The sequence below is a fragment of the Mycobacterium sp. SM3041 genome (genome assembly GCF_039668335.1).
Lineage (GTDB): Bacteria > Actinomycetota > Actinomycetes > Mycobacteriales > Mycobacteriaceae > Mycobacterium.
Window position 1 is genome coordinate 266,337 of record NZ_JAYXBQ010000072.1, and the last position, 15,427, is coordinate 281,763.

Below are 15,427 nucleotides of genomic sequence, written 5' to 3' on the forward strand. Positions count from 1 at the left end.
TTCTGCCGGTGACGGGACGCGTGGTCATCGGGACAGCCTAATCAGATGGCAGGCACCTCTGTCCCGGAGTTGACCGTTGCCTGGGACGAACGGGCCGATTCAGGCCGGTTGAACGTCGATCCACTCCAGATACGCGCTGCCCGAGACCGATCCGGTACCCCAGGTACCGGTATAGGAGTACGCCGCGACGTATCCCGGCCCGTGGCCGTGGCGCCACGGTGAGTCGACCGTGCCGATCAGGGCGAGAATTTCCCGGTCGCCGTCGCGGACCGACCACTTGAACTTTCGGGGCCGCCGCATGGTGTTGCCCCGATCGTCGACCAGCGGCTCGCCGTATTCGGTGACCGCGAAGTGGACGTCGGAGTACACCTCGGTCTCGCCGCCGAGGACCCGCACGTGGGCCAGCTTGCACGCGGTCCGGCCACGCGCGCGGACGTCGGTCAGCAGCACCTGCGTCCGTTCGTCGATATTGATGATCTGGTAGGTGAAGAAGTCCAGCGGCAGCTTGAGCCGGGCCGGTATCGGCCGCCGCGTAAGTGCTTGGTGCGTACGGATTCTCGCGTATTCGAAGGTCCCCAGCCCACTGACCGCCAGCCCGTCGACGGTACCGGTGTAAGGCGCGAGCAGGCTCAGGTGGTCGTAGATCGGCGATTTCACGAAATACGAAACCTGGTCTGTGAGATCGAGTTTCAGGTCGACATCGAACTGCGGATAGCGGCCGCGGACGACAACGTGTGGCAACGCCACGTTGATGGCCAGGTCCTCGGCCCAGCGCAGGCGACGGGCGTCCGCGGTGAACCAGCAGTCGCTGTGCATGTCGTACGCCCGATAGAAGCGCTGGTCTGCGTGCGCGGTCGACGAGAAGACCGTGGTGGTGTCGCGCGCGTCGGCGGCCGCCAGGTGGTCGAGGTCGAACAGTTCGGCGCCCGACGCACCCAGCAGCGTCATGGTGTTGAGATAGCGGTAAGGCTCGGGCAGGTCCGGTACGAAAACGCCGAAATGCGTGACGCCCCAGGCGCGTGAGGTGTCGTGCGGCTTGAGAATCTCCGGGGCGTCGAACGGCCGGCGCGATGCCGGCAGGCGACTGTCGACCAGCGGCAGCACGCCGTCGATGACGACCCGCGACAGCGCGCGAGAGATGGTGTGCGACTTCATGGCGTCCTTGTCTGCGGTCGAGGACTAGGTGAGGGCCGCGAGAGCCCGGTCCGCCGTGGCGGGGGAGAAGAGGTCGATCGTCGGCAGTACCGCGCGCAACACCGCCGGGCTGACCTCGACCGGCTGATGGGTGACGGCGCGCACGATCCAGCGTCCCGCCTCTTCCGCCGACAGTGCCGGGGCGTCCTCGTATTCTGCTGTGGGCGCGATCATTTCGGTGCGCACCAGCGGGAAGTAGACGTTGGTGGCGCTGATGCCAGGGTGCGGCCGCTCGGCACCCAGGCTACGGCCGAAGATCGCCAGCGCGCTCTTGGAGGCGGCGTATGCCGAGAAGCGCGGGAACGTGTTGGCGTGCAGGCCCCAGGTGCAGACGTTGACGACCTGGCCGCGGCCGCGCTCGATCATGCCCGGAAGTAGACCGAGGCTCAGCTGCACGGCCGCCAGGTAGTTGAGGGACATCGTGCGCTGGTAATCGTGCAGACGGTCCGTGGCGTCGGCGATACTGCGACGGATCGAGTGGCCGGCGTTGTTCACCAGCACATCGACGTGTTCCTCGGCGAGGTCCGCCAGCAAGTGTGCGGTGGCGTCCTGGTCGGCCAGATCGCAAGTGCGCCACGAGCATCCGGTCTCGGCGGCGAGTGTCCGCAGTTCTTCCTCACGGCGGGCGACGGCGATGACGGTGGCCCCACGGGTACGGAGCTGGGTGACCGCTTGCCGCCCGATTCCCGCCGAGGCGCCCGTCACGACGATGGTCAGATCGCTGACATCACGGCCCGGGCCGGCCAGCGCCGCGTCGAGTCGCTCGGGCAACAGGGTGCGGCGCTGGACCAGGTCGGTCACGGCCTTACGAATGGACATGGCTTCCTCCCACGCGGTGTTCTCACCGGGACGAGGCTGATATTACCATGCGGTCACTTAAAGCTGTGTCGCGCCGATGACGGACCCGCCCATCCCCAGCGGCGGCTCGCAGTGGTTGCCGGTCAGAGCCGGTACATTTCGCGGGCTGTGGCGGCTTCCTCGAAGAGGAGGTCCGGACGGCTGCGATACATGACATGCGCGGCGCCGGAGGATCGGCGCGCCCGCACTGCGACGATCCGTTGAGTCCACGCCGGATTGCCAATTACCTTGCGCTGAAAACGAGTTCGCGGTGCGAGGACGACCGCGGCCAGACTCTGCCGGCACGAAATTGCAGTCATCGACGAACCCTATGCGTCCCGACCGGCAGCGGACATCGTGCTGCGGGCGGCTCCGTTCTCCTACTGCGGGCGGAGCGCGGCGTTCACTTCCCGCCGGTGCCGCCGCATTGGTTCGGCGTCACTTCCGGGCCGGACAGCGTGCCGGTCCAGGTGCACGAAGGTGAACATGACCCCTACCGCGAACCCGGCGTCGTGAGATAGACGGTGACGGGACCAGGGGTCAGTCGGCCTCGACCTCGGCCTTGATCCGGTTGAGGGTGGTCCTCATGTCCCGGATGTTGCGCCGGGTGCGCAGCTGCCCACCGAAAATTCCGAACACGGTGTCGAGCAGGCCGGGCGTCATCCAGAACGACTCGGTGACATCCGTGCCGTCACCCGCGGGCGCAAGTGCGTAGTGCCAATTGTTGATCGCCTTATCACCGGCGAGCACCGCGAAGCCGAACTCGCGACCGGGCTCGCAGGCCGTGACACGGCACGTCGTCCAATAGATCGGACCGATTTCGTTGCGCTTGACGTGGCCGCGGAACCGGGCGCCCAGTGCGGGTCCCATCGCTCCGTCCAGCCATTCGGATTCGAACACTTCCGGCGAGTATTTCGGGGTGTTGCGAATATCGGCAATCAGGCTCCAGACCTGATCGGCCGGGGCGTTCATGTGGACGGTGACCGAACCTTTCATGGCGCGAGCCTATCCACCGGGTGCCGCCCAGACCATCGCCAACGTGAGCCTCAGACACCCGGTGTGAACGCGAAATGGAGCACCGCGAGCCGCACCGATGAGCGACAGGGACGGCAGCCGCGTTTCGTCAGAAACGACACTCGACGTACGTAACTTCTGCGGGCGTCGCAGAGAGCTCGGCCATACTGGCCTGGTGGGGGCGAAGGTTTCAATGCGGTCCGGCTGCTGTGGATCGACCTGCGCGCCAGAGGCCTGCGCGGGTCTATGACGCGGATACTCATCGCCGCGGGTGTAGCCCTCGTGGTCGCCATTCTGCTGACTCCCCTGTTGATCCAGATATTCACGCAGCTGGGGCTCGGCCAGCCGATCCGTGACGAAGCCCCGGAAACCCACCAGCGAAAACGGGGCACGCCGACGATGGGCGGCCTGGCGATCCTCACCGCGATATGGGCCGGCTACCTCACCACCACCCTTGCCGGTCTCGTTGTCGGCGGTGAGGGGCCGACCGCATCAGGGCTGCTCGTCCTCGGGCTCGCAACAGCGCTGGGTGCGGTCGGGTTCACCGACGACTACGTGAAGTTGCGGCGCGCACGCAACCTCGGCTTGAACAAGCGGGCCAAGAGCGTCGGCCAGCTCGTCGCGGCAGTCCTGTTCGGCCTGCTTGCGCTCCAATTCCGTAACTCCGACGGCCTCACTCCTGGCAGCGTCAACCTGTCCTACGTGCGCGAAATCGCCTCATTCACAATGCCGCCCGCGGTGTTCGTACTGTTCTGCGTCGTCGTCGTCTCGGCGTGGTCGAATGCTGTCAACCTGACCGACGGCCTGGACGGGCTCGCCGCAGGCGCCATGACGATGGTGTCCGCCGCCTACGTGCTCATCACTCTCTGGCAGTTCCGAAATGCGTGTGCCCTCACATCGGGACCCGGTTGCTACCACGTCCGGGACCCACTGGATCTGGCTCTCGTTGCCGCGGCGACTGCCGGCGCCTGCATCGGATTCCTGTGGTGGAACGCCGCACCCGCCAGGATCATCATGGGTGACACAGGTTCGCTGGCGCTGGGCGGCATCATCGCCGGGCTGTCAGTGACCACCCGCACCGAAATCCTGGCCATCATCCTGGGCGCTCTGTTCGTAATCGAGGTGACCTCGGTGGTCATTCAGGTCATTTCGTTCCGGACCACCGGCCGACGGATTTTCCGGAACTCTCCGATCCATCACCACTTCGAGCTGATCGGCTGGCCCGAGACCAAGCTGACCATCCGATTCTGGCTCGCCGCCGCCATCACATGCGGCCTCGGAATCGCGCTCTTCTACAGCGATTGGCTGACGGCCGTCGGTGTCTGAGTCCGAAGGCAACCTTTTTGCAGGCACCGCCTGGCATTACGCGCGCTTTCGCCCCGACTACCCAGCCATCGTCATCAACGACCTGGTCCAGCAACTGCGCCTAGACGGCACCGGCCGTCTGCTCGACCTCGGCTGTGGGACCGGTCAACTCGCATTGCCATTGGCAGGCCACGTCGCCCAGGCGATCGGCGTCGACCCTGAATCCGGCATGCTCGCCGAGGCCACCCGACAAGCCGAAGCGCAGGGCGTCACCAATGTGCTTTGGAGACAAGGAAGTTCAGTACACCTCCCAGCCGATCTGGGTGGTTCAGCATCGTCACCATCGGGCGTGCATTTCACTGGATGAACCGTGCTCAAGTCCTCGCCGACCTCGGTGACATGGTCGACGCCGCTGGCAGCCTGGTCATCGCCAACGACACGAACCTTCTATTGCCAAGCAACCCGTGGCAACAGGCCATCCAAGACATCCAGCGCCGCTTCATCCCGACGCAAGCCCAAGCTATTTCTCCGCCATCAGTCGATGACAGCCGAACACACGAGCAGAGCTTGGCTGGTTCTCCCTTTTCGCGGGTCAGTCGAGAGGTCTACCGATATCAGCGCTCATGGACGATCGAACGGATCATCGGCTATCTGTACTCGACCTCATTGCCCCTTCGCCGGCTGCTCGGCGACAGGCAGGGCGCCTTCGAAGAGGCATTGCGCACCACCCTGCTCGCGCTCAATTCGTCGGGCCGCTTCGTCGAATCTGTCGCTCTGGAAGTTCTCACTGCGACGAAAACTTGAGGCTCGGAGGTCCTCAACCCGCCGGCCTGGTCGCCCAAGTACACCCGCACGATGGCCGCTTCGACGAGTGTGAGCGCTGTGCAGAGATCCGGGCCGCTTCGCCTGCACAGCCCTCACAGTCACGCTCGACCAAATGCAAAAGCCGCGAATCCGAACCGGATTCGCGGCTTTCGTTGAGTGGGCGAAGGGGGACTTGAACCCCCACGTCCCGAAGGACACTGGCACCTGAAGCCAGCGCGTCTGCCATTCCGCCACTCGCCCCAAACAACTGGGAGAGAGTATCACCACCCCCACCCCCGGCTCCAAATCCGCGCCTGACCACGGGATTCTCCGCATCAGCATCCACTGACACCGCGAAATGACGCGGTCGGGCCACCTGCGTGCCGCCTCATCATGCCCTGACCAGCGGGTTTCGAATTCTCACGATTCTGTTGGTCACGTATTACAAGGTCAGGCCGATACCATGCGTAACAGTGGTGTCCGCGGTTATCGCGCACATCACATCTGGACCACCGAGACGAAGCGAGGCAGGGGGACATGGGTCTGGTCGACCGGATCGAGCGCAAGCTCGAGACCACGGTCGGAGACGCTTTTGCCCGCGTCTTCGGGGGGTCGATCGCACCCCCGGAAGTCGAGGCCGCCCTCCAGCGGGAAGCCGAATCCGGTGCCCGTGATGTCGGTGGCGGCCGTATTTTGGCACCGAACGATTACGTCATTACGCTCAGTTACACCGATTTCGAGAAGGTGAACGCCGATCCTGACCTCACACCCAGTGCTTTTGCCAAACACCTTGAGGGATTCGTCCATGAGCGGGGATGGCAAACGTATGGTGAGGTGGTCGTCAGGTTTGAGCCGTCACCTGGCCTTCATACCGGCCAATTCCGCGCCCACGGCGCGGTCAACCCCGACTCAACCGCCGGGCCACCGCGGCCGGCACCCAGCGACCGCGTGCACACCGCAGAACCAGGAGTACCAACGATGACTGACAACCCGACCCACCGTCCCGGCCAGGGACAGGGCCAGCCAGGCGACGAGTACGACTACGGACGGCAGCCCGACGAGCAGCGCGGTCAGCAGTACCCGCAGGACCCGAGCCAGGGCTACGGCCAGCCCCCGCAGGGTTACGGACAGCAGGGCGGCTACGGCGCTCCGCAAGGTGGCCCCGGTTACGGTCAGCAGGGCGGTTACGGCCAGCCCGAGCAGGCCGGTTACGGCGCGGGCCCGTCCGGCTACGGCCAGGGCGGCTTCGGCGGTCCGCAGGGTGGTCCTCCCGGACCGCCGCCCGTCGGTCCTCAGCACGGTTACGGCCAGCCCGACCAGGGCTACGGCCAGCAGAGCTACGGTCAGCAGCCCGACCAGGGCTACGGCCAGCAGGGTGGCTACGGCCAGCCCCAGCAGGGCGGCTACGGAGCGCCCGACCAGGGCTACGGCGGCCAGCAGGGCGGTTACGGCCAGCCCCAGCAGGGCGGCTACGGAGCGCCCGACCAGGGCTACGGCGGCCAGCAGGGTGGCTACGGCCAGCCCCAGCAGGGCGGTTACGGCCAGGGCGGCTACGGCGAGCAGAACTACGGCCAGCCGCAGCAGCCGTCCTACGGTCAGCCGCCCGCCGACCAGGGTTACGGTCACGCCCCCGCTGATCAGGGCTACGGTCAGGCTCCGGCCCAGGCCGGCTACGGCGACCAGGGTTACGGCGGCGGCGCAGGCGCCGGCTACGCCGAGCCCGACTACGGTCAGCCCGCGGGCTACGGCGGTGGCTACGGTGCCGCCGGCGCCAACGTCACTCTCCAGCTCGACGACGGCAGTGGCCGCACCTACCAGCTGCGCGAAGGCGCCAACGTCATCGGCCGCGGCCAGGACGCGCAGTTCCGTCTGCCCGACACCGGCGTTTCGCGCCGGCACCTCGAGATCCGCTGGGACGGCCACACCGCGCTGCTCTCGGATCTGAACTCGACCAACGGCACCACCGTCAACAACGCCCCGGTGCAGGAGTGGCAGCTGGCCGACGGCGACGTCATCCGGGTGGGTCACTCCGAGATCGTGGTCCGCGTTCACTGAGCTCGGTTTCAGTCACCGGCCGGATGATGTTTGCACCGGCCGGTGACCGCCAAAGTATCGTGACGATGCCGACGGCTACCGGGCACCGGGCCCAGCCTCGATGCGGCAACGGAGAGGACGTCGGATGCAGGGGTTAGTTCTGCAGCTGACGCGGGTCGGTTTCCTCCTGTTGCTCTGGCTTTTCATCTGGTCGGTTCTGCGCGTGCTGCGCACCGACATCTACGCACCCACCGGAGCCGTCATGGTGCGGCGCGGTCTGGCGTTCCGTGGCACCCTGCTGCCCAACCGGGACCGACGCCGGTACGCGCGCCAGTTGGTGGTGACCGAAGGCGCCCTGGCGGGCACCCGGATCACCCTGACCAGCCAGCCCGTTCTGATCGGCCGGGCCGACGACTCCACCCTGGTGCTCACCGACGACTACGCCTCGACACGGCACGCCCGGCTGTCGCCGAGAGGCTCCGAGTGGTACGTCGAAGACCTAGGATCGACCAACGGTACATACCTGGACAGGGCGAAAGTGACGACGGCGGTAAGGGTTCCAATGGGAACGCCGGTTCGAATCGGCAAGACGGTAATTGAGCTGCGCCCGTGACACTCGTACTCCGATATGCCGCGCGCAGCGACCGCGGCCTGGTCCGCGCCAACAATGAGGACTCCGTCTACGCCGGGGCCCGCCTCCTCGCGTTGGCGGACGGCATGGGTGGCCACGCCGCGGGTGAGGTCGCCTCGCAGCTGGTCATCGCGGCGCTGGCCCACCTCGACGACGACGAACCCGGCGGCGACCTGCTGGCCAAGCTGAACGACGCCGTCCACGACGGCAATGCCGCCATCGCGGCGCACGTCGAGGCCGATCCGGAACTCGAAGGCATGGGCACCACGCTGAGCGCCATCCTGTTCGCGGGGACGCGGCTGGGCATGGTGCACATCGGGGACTCCCGCGGCTACCTCATGCGCGACGGCGAGCTGACCCAGATCACCAAGGACGACACCTTCGTCCAGACCCTGGTCGACGACGGCCGCATCACGGCCGAAGAGGCCCACAGTCATCCGCAGCGCTCGCTGATCATGAAGGCGCTGACCGGTCACGAGGTCGAGCCGACGCTGACGATGCGCGAGGTCCGCGCCGGTGACCGCTACCTGCTGTGCTCGGACGGCCTGTCCGATCCGGTCAGCCACGAGACCATCCAGACCGCCATGCAGATCCCGGACGTCGTGGACTGTGCCGACCGGCTCATCGAGCTGGCCCTGCGCGGCGGTGGCCCCGACAACGTCACGGTCGTGGTGGCCGACGTCGTCGACTACGAATACGGCCAGACCGCACCCATCCTGGCGGGCGCGGTGTCGGGTCAGGACGACGACACCCTGCCGCCCAACACCGCCGCCGGACGCGCCTCCGCCTTCAACCCCAAGCGCGTGGCAGCCGCTGCGAAAAAGCCTGCGGCACAACTTGATCCACCGCAACGTAAGAAGCACACCCGGCGCAATCTGATCATCGGCGCGATCGTGCTGATCCTGCTGCTCGTCAGCGGGCTGGCCATCGGGCGCTACCTGATCCGCAGCAACTACTACGTCTCCGGCTACAACGGCTCGGTCTACATCATGCGGGGCGTGCCGGGCTCGCTGCTCGGGCTGCCGCTGCAGGAGCCTTACCTGCTGGCCTGTCTGGACTCCCACTCCGACATGACGATCATCGGCGTCGACGACACCCACGCGGGCTGCCAGCCCATGAAGGTGGCCGACCTGCGCGAGTCCGGCCGCGCCCAGGTCACCGCCGGCCTGCCGACCGGCACCGTCGACGACGCGATCCGTCAGCTCAAGGAACTCAGCCGCGCCTCGCTCCTGCCGGTGTGCGCGCCGCCCGTCGCCACCCCGCCGCCTCCCGCACCTACGCCGGCACCGTCGCTGTCGGTGGTGCCGCAGCCGCCGCGCGGGCCGGCCCCCGGTCCCGAGGCCCCCGCATCGACGACGGCCGCTCCGGCCCCCGCAGCGGCACCCAGCCCGGCGCCGGCTCCCAACCCATCCAGCCCCGCGCCTGCCCCGACCTCGCCCGCGGCTCCGTCCCCGACGGCCACGGCACTCCCTCCGCCACCTCAGGAGCCGGGCACCAACTGCCGGAACGCATCATGACGGCCCGAGAGCGAGCGGGAGCACCGGCATGACGACGCCGGGGCAAGAAAAGGGGCGGGAAGACGCCCCGGGGCGGGCGCAGCGACGGGAAGACACCCAGCCGCAGTCTCCGGTCGCGGTCGCCCCTCCACTGCCCAATCGGCGTAATTCCGAGTTGGTGCTGTTGGGTTTCGCCGCCGTGATCACGACGGTGGCGCTGCTCATCGTCGAGGCCAATCAGGAGCGCGGCCTGCAGATGGACCTCGTGCAGTTCACCGTCGGCTTCGTGGTGTTGTTCGGTGGCGCCCACCTGGCGGTCCGCCGGTACGCGCCGTATGCCGACCCGCTGCTACTACCCGTGGTGGCGCTGCTGAACGGCCTTGGCCTGGTGCTCATCTACCGGCTGGATCTCTCGGCGCACACCCGGCCCGCCGGGATCCTGCCCGGCGGCAACGCCAACCAGCAGTTGCTGTGGACCCTGCTGGGCATCCTGGTGTTCACCGCGGTGCTGATGTTCGTGCACGACCACCGGATGCTCGCCCGCTACGGCTACATCTGCGGCCTGGCCGGCCTGGTGCTGCTGGCCATCCCCGCCGTGTTGCCGGATTCCGTGGCCGAGCAGTACGGCGCCAAGATCTGGATCCGGTTGCCGGGCTTCTCCATTCAGCCCGCCGAGTTCTCGAAAATCCTGCTGCTGATCTTCTTCGCCAGCGTGCTCGTCACCAAGCGCAGCCTGTTCACCAGTGCCGGCAAGCACGTGTTCGGAATGGACCTGCCGCGGCCGCGCGACCTGGCACCGCTGCTCGTGGCCTGGATCGGCTCGATCGGCGTCATGGTGTTCGAGAAGGACCTCGGGGCCTCGTTACTGCTCTACGCGACGTTCCTGGTGCTGCTGTACGTGGCCACCGAAAAGCTCAGCTGGGTGATCATCGGGCTGAGCCTGTTCAGCGTGGGAAGCCTTGTCGCATACCAGCTTTTCGACCACGTGCGGGTACGCGTGCAGAACTGGCTGGACCCGTTCGCCGACCCTGACGGCGCCGGATACCAGATGGTGCAGTCCCTCTTCAGCTTCGCCACCGGCGGCATCTTCGGCACCGGCCTGGGTAACGGACAGCCCGGCACGGTGCCCGACGCGTCCACCGACTTCATCATCGCCGCGGTCGGCGAGGAGCTCGGGCTCGTCGGCCTGGCCGCGGTGCTGATGCTCTACACGATCGTCATCATCCGGGGGCTGCGCACCGCCATCGCCGTGCGCGACAGCTTCGGCAAGCTGCTCGCCGCGGGGCTTTCTGCCGCGCTGGCGCTGCAGCTGTTCATCGTCGTCGGCGGCGTCACCAAGCTCATCCCGCAGACCGGCCTCACGACACCGTGGATGTCCTACGGCGGCTCGTCGCTGCTGTCCAATTACGTGCTGCTCGCTCTGCTGCTGCGGGTCTCGCACGTCGCGCGCCGGCCGCTGTCGACCCGGGGCCCCAACCAAGCGCCGATCGCGGCAGCCAACACCGAGGTGATCGAGAAGCAATGAACACCTCGCTCCGTCGCGTCTCCGGACTGGTGATGGCACTGATCGTGCTGTTGCTGCTCAACGCCACCACCACTCAGGTGTTCGCCGCCGACGGCCTGCGCGCCGACCCGCGGAACCAGCGGGTGCTGCTCGACGAGTACTCACGCCAGCGCGGCCAGATCACCGCGGGCGGCCAGCTGCTGGCCTACTCGATGCCGACCAACGGCCGGTTCCGCTACCTGCGCATCTACCCCAACCCGCTGGTCTACGCGCCGGTCACCGGCTTCTACTCGCTGCAGTACTCCAGCGCCGGCCTCGAGCGCGCCGAGGACAGCATCCTCAACGGCTCCGACGAGCGGCTGTTCGGCAACCGCATCGCCGACTTCTTCACCGGTCGCGACCCGCGTGGCGGCAACGTCGACACCACGATCGTGCCGCGCGTGCAGCAAGCCGCGTGGGACGCGATGCAACAGGGCTGCGGCGGCAACCCCTGCAAGGGCTCGGTGGTGGCGCTCGATCCGTCCACCGGCAAGATTCTCGCCATGGTGTCGTCCCCGTCGTACGACCCCAACCTGCTCGCCTCGCATGAAGGCGACCGACAGTCCGCCGCCTGGCAGGAGTTGCGCGACAACCCCGAGTCACCGCTGCAGAACCGGGCGATCTCCGAGACCTACCCGCCGGGGTCGACGTTCAAGGTGCTGACCACGGCCGCCGCGCTGCAGGCCGGTGCCACCCCCGACACCCAGTTGACGTCGGCGGCGCGAATCACGTTGCCGGACAGCACCGCAACACTCGAGAACTACGGCGGCGCGGCCTGCGGCGGGGGCGCGACGGTGTCCCTGCGTGAGGCGTTCGCCAAGTCCTGCAACACCGCCTTCGTCGAACTCGGCCTGCACAACGGGGCCGACGCGATGCGGACCATGGCCCGGCAGTTCGGCCTGGACACCCCGCCGCCGTCGATCCCGCTGCAGGTCGCGGAGTCGACCGTCGGCCCGATCTCCGACGCCCCGGCCCTGGGTATCTCCAGCATCGGCCAGAAGGACGTCGCCCTGACCCCGCTGCAGAACGCGATGATTGCCGCGACCATCGCCAACGGCGGCGTCAGCATGGCCCCGTACCTGATCGACGACCTCAAGGGACCCGACCTTTCCAACATCGCGGCTACCTCACCGCACCAACAGCGGCGGGCCATCTCATCCCAGGTCGCGGCTACACTTACGGATCTGATGGTCGGCGCCGAGCAGGTGACGCAGCAGAAGGGAGCCATAGCCGGCGTGCAGATCGCATCCAAGACGGGCACCGCCGAACACGGCACCGATCCACGTCACACCCCACCACATGCGTGGTACATCGCTTTTGCCCCGGCGAAATCCCCGAAGGTCGCCGTCGCCGTCCTAGTGGAGAATGGTGGAGACCGTTTGTCCGCAACCGGCGGTGCGCTGGCCGCACCCATCGGGCGGGCCACCATCGCCGCGGCGCTACGGGAGGGATCATGAGCGCGCGGGTCGGAGTCACACTTTCCGGCCGCTATCGACTTCAGCGACTCATCGCCACTGGCGGCATGGGTCAGGTCTGGGAAGGCGTCGACAGCAGGCTCGGCCGACAGGTCGCCATCAAGGTACTCAAGGCCGAATATTCGACCGACCCCGAATTCGTCGAGCGGTTCCGCGCCGAGGCGCGCACTGTCGCGATGCTGAACCACCCCGGCATCGCCAGCGTCTACGACTACGGCGAGACCGAGCTCGAAGACTCCGGCCGCACCGCGTACCTGGTCATGGAGCTCGTCAACGGCGAACCGCTGAACTCGGTGATCAAGCGCACCGGCCGGCTGTCACTGCGGCACTCCCTCGACATGCTGGAGCAGACGGGCCGGGCCCTGCAGGTCGCGCACAGCGCGGGCCTGGTGCACCGCGACGTCAAGCCCGGCAACATCATGATCACCCCGACCGGCCAGGTGAAGCTCACCGACTTCGGTATCGCCAAGGCGGTCGACGCCGCACCCGTCACCCAGACCGGCATGGTCATGGGCACGGCCCAGTACATCGCGCCCGAGCAGGCGCTGGGTCACGACGCCACCGCGGCCAGTGACGTCTACTCGCTCGGTGTCGTCGGCTACGAGTCCGTGTCCGGACGCCGGCCATTCACCGGCGACGGCGCCCTGACCGTCGCAATGAAGCACATCAAGGAAGCGCCGCCACCGCTGCCGGCCGACCTGCCCCCGAACGTCCGCGAGCTGATCGAGATCGCGCTCGCCAAGGACGCCATCCACCGCTACCGCAGCGGCGGCCCGTTCGCCGACGCCGTCGCCGCCGTCCGCGCCGGACGCCGCCCCCCGCGGCCCAACCAGGCCCCGACCATCGGACGCGCCGCTCCGGCGGCGATCCCGTCGAGCACGCAGGCCCGCGCGGCCATCGAGCCGGCCCGCCCGGCACCGGCCACCCCGCGGCCCCGGCCCGCCAGCGGCAGCCACCGCCCGGCCCCGCCGGCGCGGCGGACGTTCTCACCCGGCCAGCGCGCGCTGCTGTGGGCTGCGGGTGTCCTGGGTGCGCTGGCCATCGTCATCGCCATCCTGATCGTGCTCAACGCGCAGGACCGGCAGGACCAGAAGAACCAGCAGCAGTCCACTGTCACCAACACCATCACCGAGACCACGAAGACGCCGGGCGCACCGACGGGTCAGTCGTATTCGCTCCCTGATCTGTCAGGACCGGCCATCTCATGACCACGCCCCAGCACCTCTCCGACCGCTACGAGCTGGGCGACATCCTCGGCTTCGGTGGCATGTCCGAGGTTCACCTCGGGCGCGACCTGCGCCTGCACCGCGATGTGGCGGTCAAGGTGCTGCGCGCCGACCTGGCTCGGGACCCCAGCTTCTACCTGCGGTTCCGCCGCGAGGCGCAGAACGCCGCGGCGCTGAACCACCCGGCGATCGTCGCCGTCTACGACACCGGCGAGGCCGAGACGCCCAACGGGCCGCTGCCGTACATCGTCATGGAGTACGTCGACGGCGTGACGCTGCGCGACATCGTGCACACCGAGGGGCCGCTGCCGCAGCAGCGCGCGATCGAGATCATCGCCGACGCCTGCCAGGCCCTGAACTTCAGCCACCAGCACGGCATCGTGCACCGGGACATCAAGCCGGCGAACATCATGATCAGCAAGTCCAATGCGGTCAAGGTCATGGACTTCGGCATCGCCCGCGCCATCGCCGACAGCAGCAACCGGATGACGCAGACCGCCGCGGTCATCGGCACCGCGCAATACCTGTCACCCGAGCAGGCCAGCGGGCAGAACGTAGACGCCCGCTCGGACGTCTACTCGCTGGGCTGCGTGCTGTACGAACTGGTCACCGGTGAGCCGCCCTTCGTGGGCGATTCCCCGGTCGCGGTCGCCTACCAGCACGTCCGTGAGGACCCGGTGCCGCCGTCGCAGCGGCACTCCGGCATCACGCCAGGACTCGACGCCGTCATCCTCAAGGCCCTGGCGAAGAACCCGGACAATCGCTACCAGAGCGCCGCGGACATGCGGAACGACCTGATCCGTGTGCACGCCGGCGAGGCTCCCGACGCCCCCAAGGTGCTCACCGACGCCGAGCGCACCGCGATGATGGGCGCCGGCGGGTTCGGTGGACCGCGCAGCATGATGCCCGAGCCCATCAGCGTCAACCCGCAGCCGTACCGCTCGACGGACCGCGCCTCGACGCCGATCGGTCGCTGGCTCATCGCCGCGGCCATCCTGGCGGTGCTGACCGTCGTCGTCACTGTGGCCATCAACCTGATCGGTGGCAAGCCGCACGACCAGCAGATTCCCGACGTCCGTGGGCTGGCTCAGGCCGACGCCGTCGCCAACCTGCAGAACCGCGGCTTCAAAACCCGCACCCAACAACGGCCCGACTCGACAGTGGCGCCGGACCACGTCATCAGCACCGAACCGGCGGCCAACACCTCCGTCGCCGCCGGTGACGAGATCACCATCAACATCTCCACCGGACCGGAGCAGCGCGAGGTCCCGGACGTGTCGAAGCTGTCGCCCGCAGACGCCATGGCCAAGCTGCAGTCCGCCGGCTTCCGGAACATCCAGCAGACGGTGTCGCAGTCGCTGCCGGAGCAGAAGGACCGGGTCATCGCGACCAACCCGCCGGCCCACCAGACCTCGGCGATCACCAACGTCATCACGATCATCGTCGGCTCCGGACCGGGCCTGGTCCCGATCCCCGACGTCAACGGGCAGACCGTCGACATCGCGACCAAGAACCTCAACACCGTCGGCTTCACGACGATCCTGACAGCCCCGATCGACAGCCCGAAACCGGCCGGCGAGATCATCGGCACCGACCCGGCGGCGGGCACGCCGACGGCCAAGGACGCCCCGATCACGCTGAAGGTCTCGCAGGGCAACCAGTTCGTCATGCCGAACCTGACCGGTCAGTTCTGGACCGACGCCGAACCGAACCTGCGCGCCCTGGGCTGGACCGGCGTGCTGATCAAGGGCGCGGACGTGCAGAACAGCGGTCAGCGCAGCAATGCCGTGGTGAGCCAGGTGCCCGCGGCCGGAAGTGGCGTCAACTTCAACGCGTCGATCACGCTGAGCTTCGCCTCGTAAGCGTTG

General features: G+C 67.7%; 14 protein-coding genes and 1 tRNA gene. 10 read left to right on the plus strand and 5 right to left on the minus strand.

Going from position 1 to position 15,427, the window contains the following annotated elements; genetic code table 11:
• Positions 1-99 precede the first annotated feature (99 nt).
• The 4 genes from VXD91_RS23640 to VXD91_RS23655 all read right to left on the minus strand — a co-directional run bounded on the left by VXD91_RS23640 (position 100) and on the right by VXD91_RS23655 (position 3,027).
• A complete protein-coding gene (locus VXD91_RS23640; protein ID WP_346416604.1) occupies positions 100-1,155 on the minus strand; it encodes a DUF6670 family protein in 1,056 nt (351 codons plus the stop codon).
• Between the two features lie 24 nt (positions 1,156-1,179).
• A complete protein-coding gene (locus tag VXD91_RS23645) occupies positions 1,180-2,013 on the minus strand; it encodes an SDR family NAD(P)-dependent oxidoreductase (RefSeq protein WP_346416605.1) in 834 nt (277 codons plus the stop codon).
• 122 nt (positions 2,014-2,135) lie between these two features.
• Complete coding sequence (locus VXD91_RS23650) at positions 2,136-2,351, minus strand: hypothetical protein (protein ID WP_346416606.1); 216 nt, start codon at positions 2,349-2,351, stop codon at positions 2,136-2,138.
• Between the two features lie 220 nt (positions 2,352-2,571).
• A complete protein-coding gene (locus VXD91_RS23655) occupies positions 2,572-3,027 on the minus strand; it encodes an SRPBCC family protein (protein ID WP_346416607.1) in 456 nt (151 codons plus the stop codon).
• A 264-nt stretch (positions 3,028-3,291) separates the two neighbouring features.
• Here VXD91_RS23655 and mraY point away from each other — a divergent pair, with 264 nt between their 5' ends.
• The 3 genes from mraY to VXD91_RS23670 are packed head-to-tail and all read left to right on the plus strand — an operon-like array spanning position 3,292 to position 5,154.
• Complete coding sequence (gene mraY, locus VXD91_RS23660) at positions 3,292-4,371, plus strand: phospho-N-acetylmuramoyl-pentapeptide-transferase (RefSeq protein ID WP_346416608.1); 1,080 nt, start codon at positions 3,292-3,294, stop codon at positions 4,369-4,371.
• Positions 4,364-4,717 (plus strand): class I SAM-dependent methyltransferase, encoded by a 354-nt coding sequence (locus tag VXD91_RS23665; RefSeq protein ID WP_346416609.1) that lies wholly within the window; start codon positions 4,364-4,366, stop codon positions 4,715-4,717. Before mraY ends, VXD91_RS23665 begins: the two co-directional genes overlap by 8 nt.
• Positions 4,714-5,154 (plus strand): hypothetical protein, encoded by a 441-nt coding sequence (locus VXD91_RS23670; RefSeq protein WP_346416610.1) that lies wholly within the window; start codon positions 4,714-4,716, stop codon positions 5,152-5,154. Before VXD91_RS23665 ends, VXD91_RS23670 begins: the two co-directional genes overlap by 4 nt.
• A 178-nt stretch (positions 5,155-5,332) precedes the next feature.
• Here the strand turns inward: VXD91_RS23670 and VXD91_RS23675 are convergent.
• Positions 5,333-5,415, minus strand: a tRNA-Leu gene (locus tag VXD91_RS23675).
• Between the two features lie 276 nt (positions 5,416-5,691).
• Between VXD91_RS23675 and VXD91_RS23680 the strand changes: the two genes are divergently transcribed.
• The 7 genes from VXD91_RS23680 (at position 5,692) to pknB (ending at position 15,421) form a co-directional block, all read left to right on the plus strand.
• Positions 5,692-7,209, plus strand: a complete 1,518-nt coding sequence (locus VXD91_RS23680) for a DUF3662 and FHA domain-containing protein (RefSeq protein ID WP_346416611.1) — start codon at positions 5,692-5,694, stop codon at positions 7,207-7,209.
• Positions 7,210-7,333: 124 nt separating this feature from the next.
• The gene (locus VXD91_RS23685; RefSeq protein ID WP_064859211.1) at positions 7,334-7,801 is read left to right on the plus strand and encodes an FHA domain-containing protein; all 468 of its coding nucleotides are present in this window, start codon (positions 7,334-7,336) and stop codon (positions 7,799-7,801) included.
• Positions 7,798-9,336, plus strand: a complete 1,539-nt coding sequence (locus VXD91_RS23690) for a protein phosphatase 2C domain-containing protein (protein WP_346416612.1) — start codon at positions 7,798-7,800, stop codon at positions 9,334-9,336. Before VXD91_RS23685 ends, VXD91_RS23690 begins: the two co-directional genes overlap by 4 nt.
• Before the next feature lie 28 nt (positions 9,337-9,364).
• On the plus strand, positions 9,365-10,840 hold the full coding sequence (locus VXD91_RS23695) for an FtsW/RodA/SpoVE family cell cycle protein (RefSeq protein ID WP_346416613.1): 1,476 nt from the start codon (positions 9,365-9,367) through the stop codon (positions 10,838-10,840).
• Positions 10,837-12,315 carry a D,D-transpeptidase PbpA gene (gene pbpA, locus VXD91_RS23700; RefSeq protein WP_346416614.1) on the plus strand — a complete coding sequence of 493 codons (1,479 nt, stop codon included), beginning with the start codon at positions 10,837-10,839 and terminating at the stop codon, positions 12,313-12,315. Before VXD91_RS23695 ends, pbpA begins: the two co-directional genes overlap by 4 nt.
• On the plus strand, positions 12,312-13,541 hold the full coding sequence (locus VXD91_RS23705; protein WP_346416615.1) for a protein kinase: 1,230 nt from the start codon (positions 12,312-12,314) through the stop codon (positions 13,539-13,541). Before pbpA ends, VXD91_RS23705 begins: the two co-directional genes overlap by 4 nt.
• Positions 13,538-15,421: a Stk1 family PASTA domain-containing Ser/Thr kinase gene (gene pknB, locus VXD91_RS23710; protein WP_346416616.1), complete on the plus strand. Its 1,884-nt coding sequence runs from the start codon at positions 13,538-13,540 to the stop codon at positions 15,419-15,421. Before VXD91_RS23705 ends, pknB begins: the two co-directional genes overlap by 4 nt.
• The last annotated feature ends 6 nt before the right edge of the window (positions 15,422-15,427 follow it).

What these genes read in the sequence shown, in the direction of transcription:
- VXD91_RS23640 (WP_346416604.1), bottom strand. Translation starts at nt 1,155, where the DNA reads ATGAAGTCGCACACCATCTCTCGCGCGCTGTCGCGGGTCGTCATCGAC.
- VXD91_RS23645 (WP_346416605.1), bottom strand. Translation starts at nt 2,013, where the DNA reads ATGTCCATTCGTAAGGCCGTGACCGACCTGGTCCAGCGCCGCACCCTG.
- VXD91_RS23650 (WP_346416606.1), bottom strand. Translation starts at nt 2,351, where the DNA reads ATGACTGCAATTTCGTGCCGGCAGAGTCTGGCCGCGGTCGTCCTCGCA.
- VXD91_RS23655 (WP_346416607.1), bottom strand. Translation starts at nt 3,027, where the DNA reads ATGAAAGGTTCGGTCACCGTCCACATGAACGCCCCGGCCGATCAGGTC.
- mraY (WP_346416608.1), top strand. Translation starts at nt 3,292, where the DNA reads ATGACGCGGATACTCATCGCCGCGGGTGTAGCCCTCGTGGTCGCCATT.
- VXD91_RS23670 (WP_346416610.1), top strand. Translation starts at nt 4,714, where the DNA reads ATGAACCGTGCTCAAGTCCTCGCCGACCTCGGTGACATGGTCGACGCC.
- VXD91_RS23680 (WP_346416611.1), top strand. Translation starts at nt 5,692, where the DNA reads ATGGGTCTGGTCGACCGGATCGAGCGCAAGCTCGAGACCACGGTCGGA.
- VXD91_RS23685 (WP_064859211.1), top strand. Translation starts at nt 7,334, where the DNA reads ATGCAGGGGTTAGTTCTGCAGCTGACGCGGGTCGGTTTCCTCCTGTTG.
- VXD91_RS23695 (WP_346416613.1), top strand. Translation starts at nt 9,365, where the DNA reads ATGACGACGCCGGGGCAAGAAAAGGGGCGGGAAGACGCCCCGGGGCGG.
- pbpA (WP_346416614.1), top strand. Translation starts at nt 10,837, where the DNA reads ATGAACACCTCGCTCCGTCGCGTCTCCGGACTGGTGATGGCACTGATC.
- VXD91_RS23705 (WP_346416615.1), top strand. Translation starts at nt 12,312, where the DNA reads ATGAGCGCGCGGGTCGGAGTCACACTTTCCGGCCGCTATCGACTTCAG.
- pknB (WP_346416616.1), top strand. Translation starts at nt 13,538, where the DNA reads ATGACCACGCCCCAGCACCTCTCCGACCGCTACGAGCTGGGCGACATC.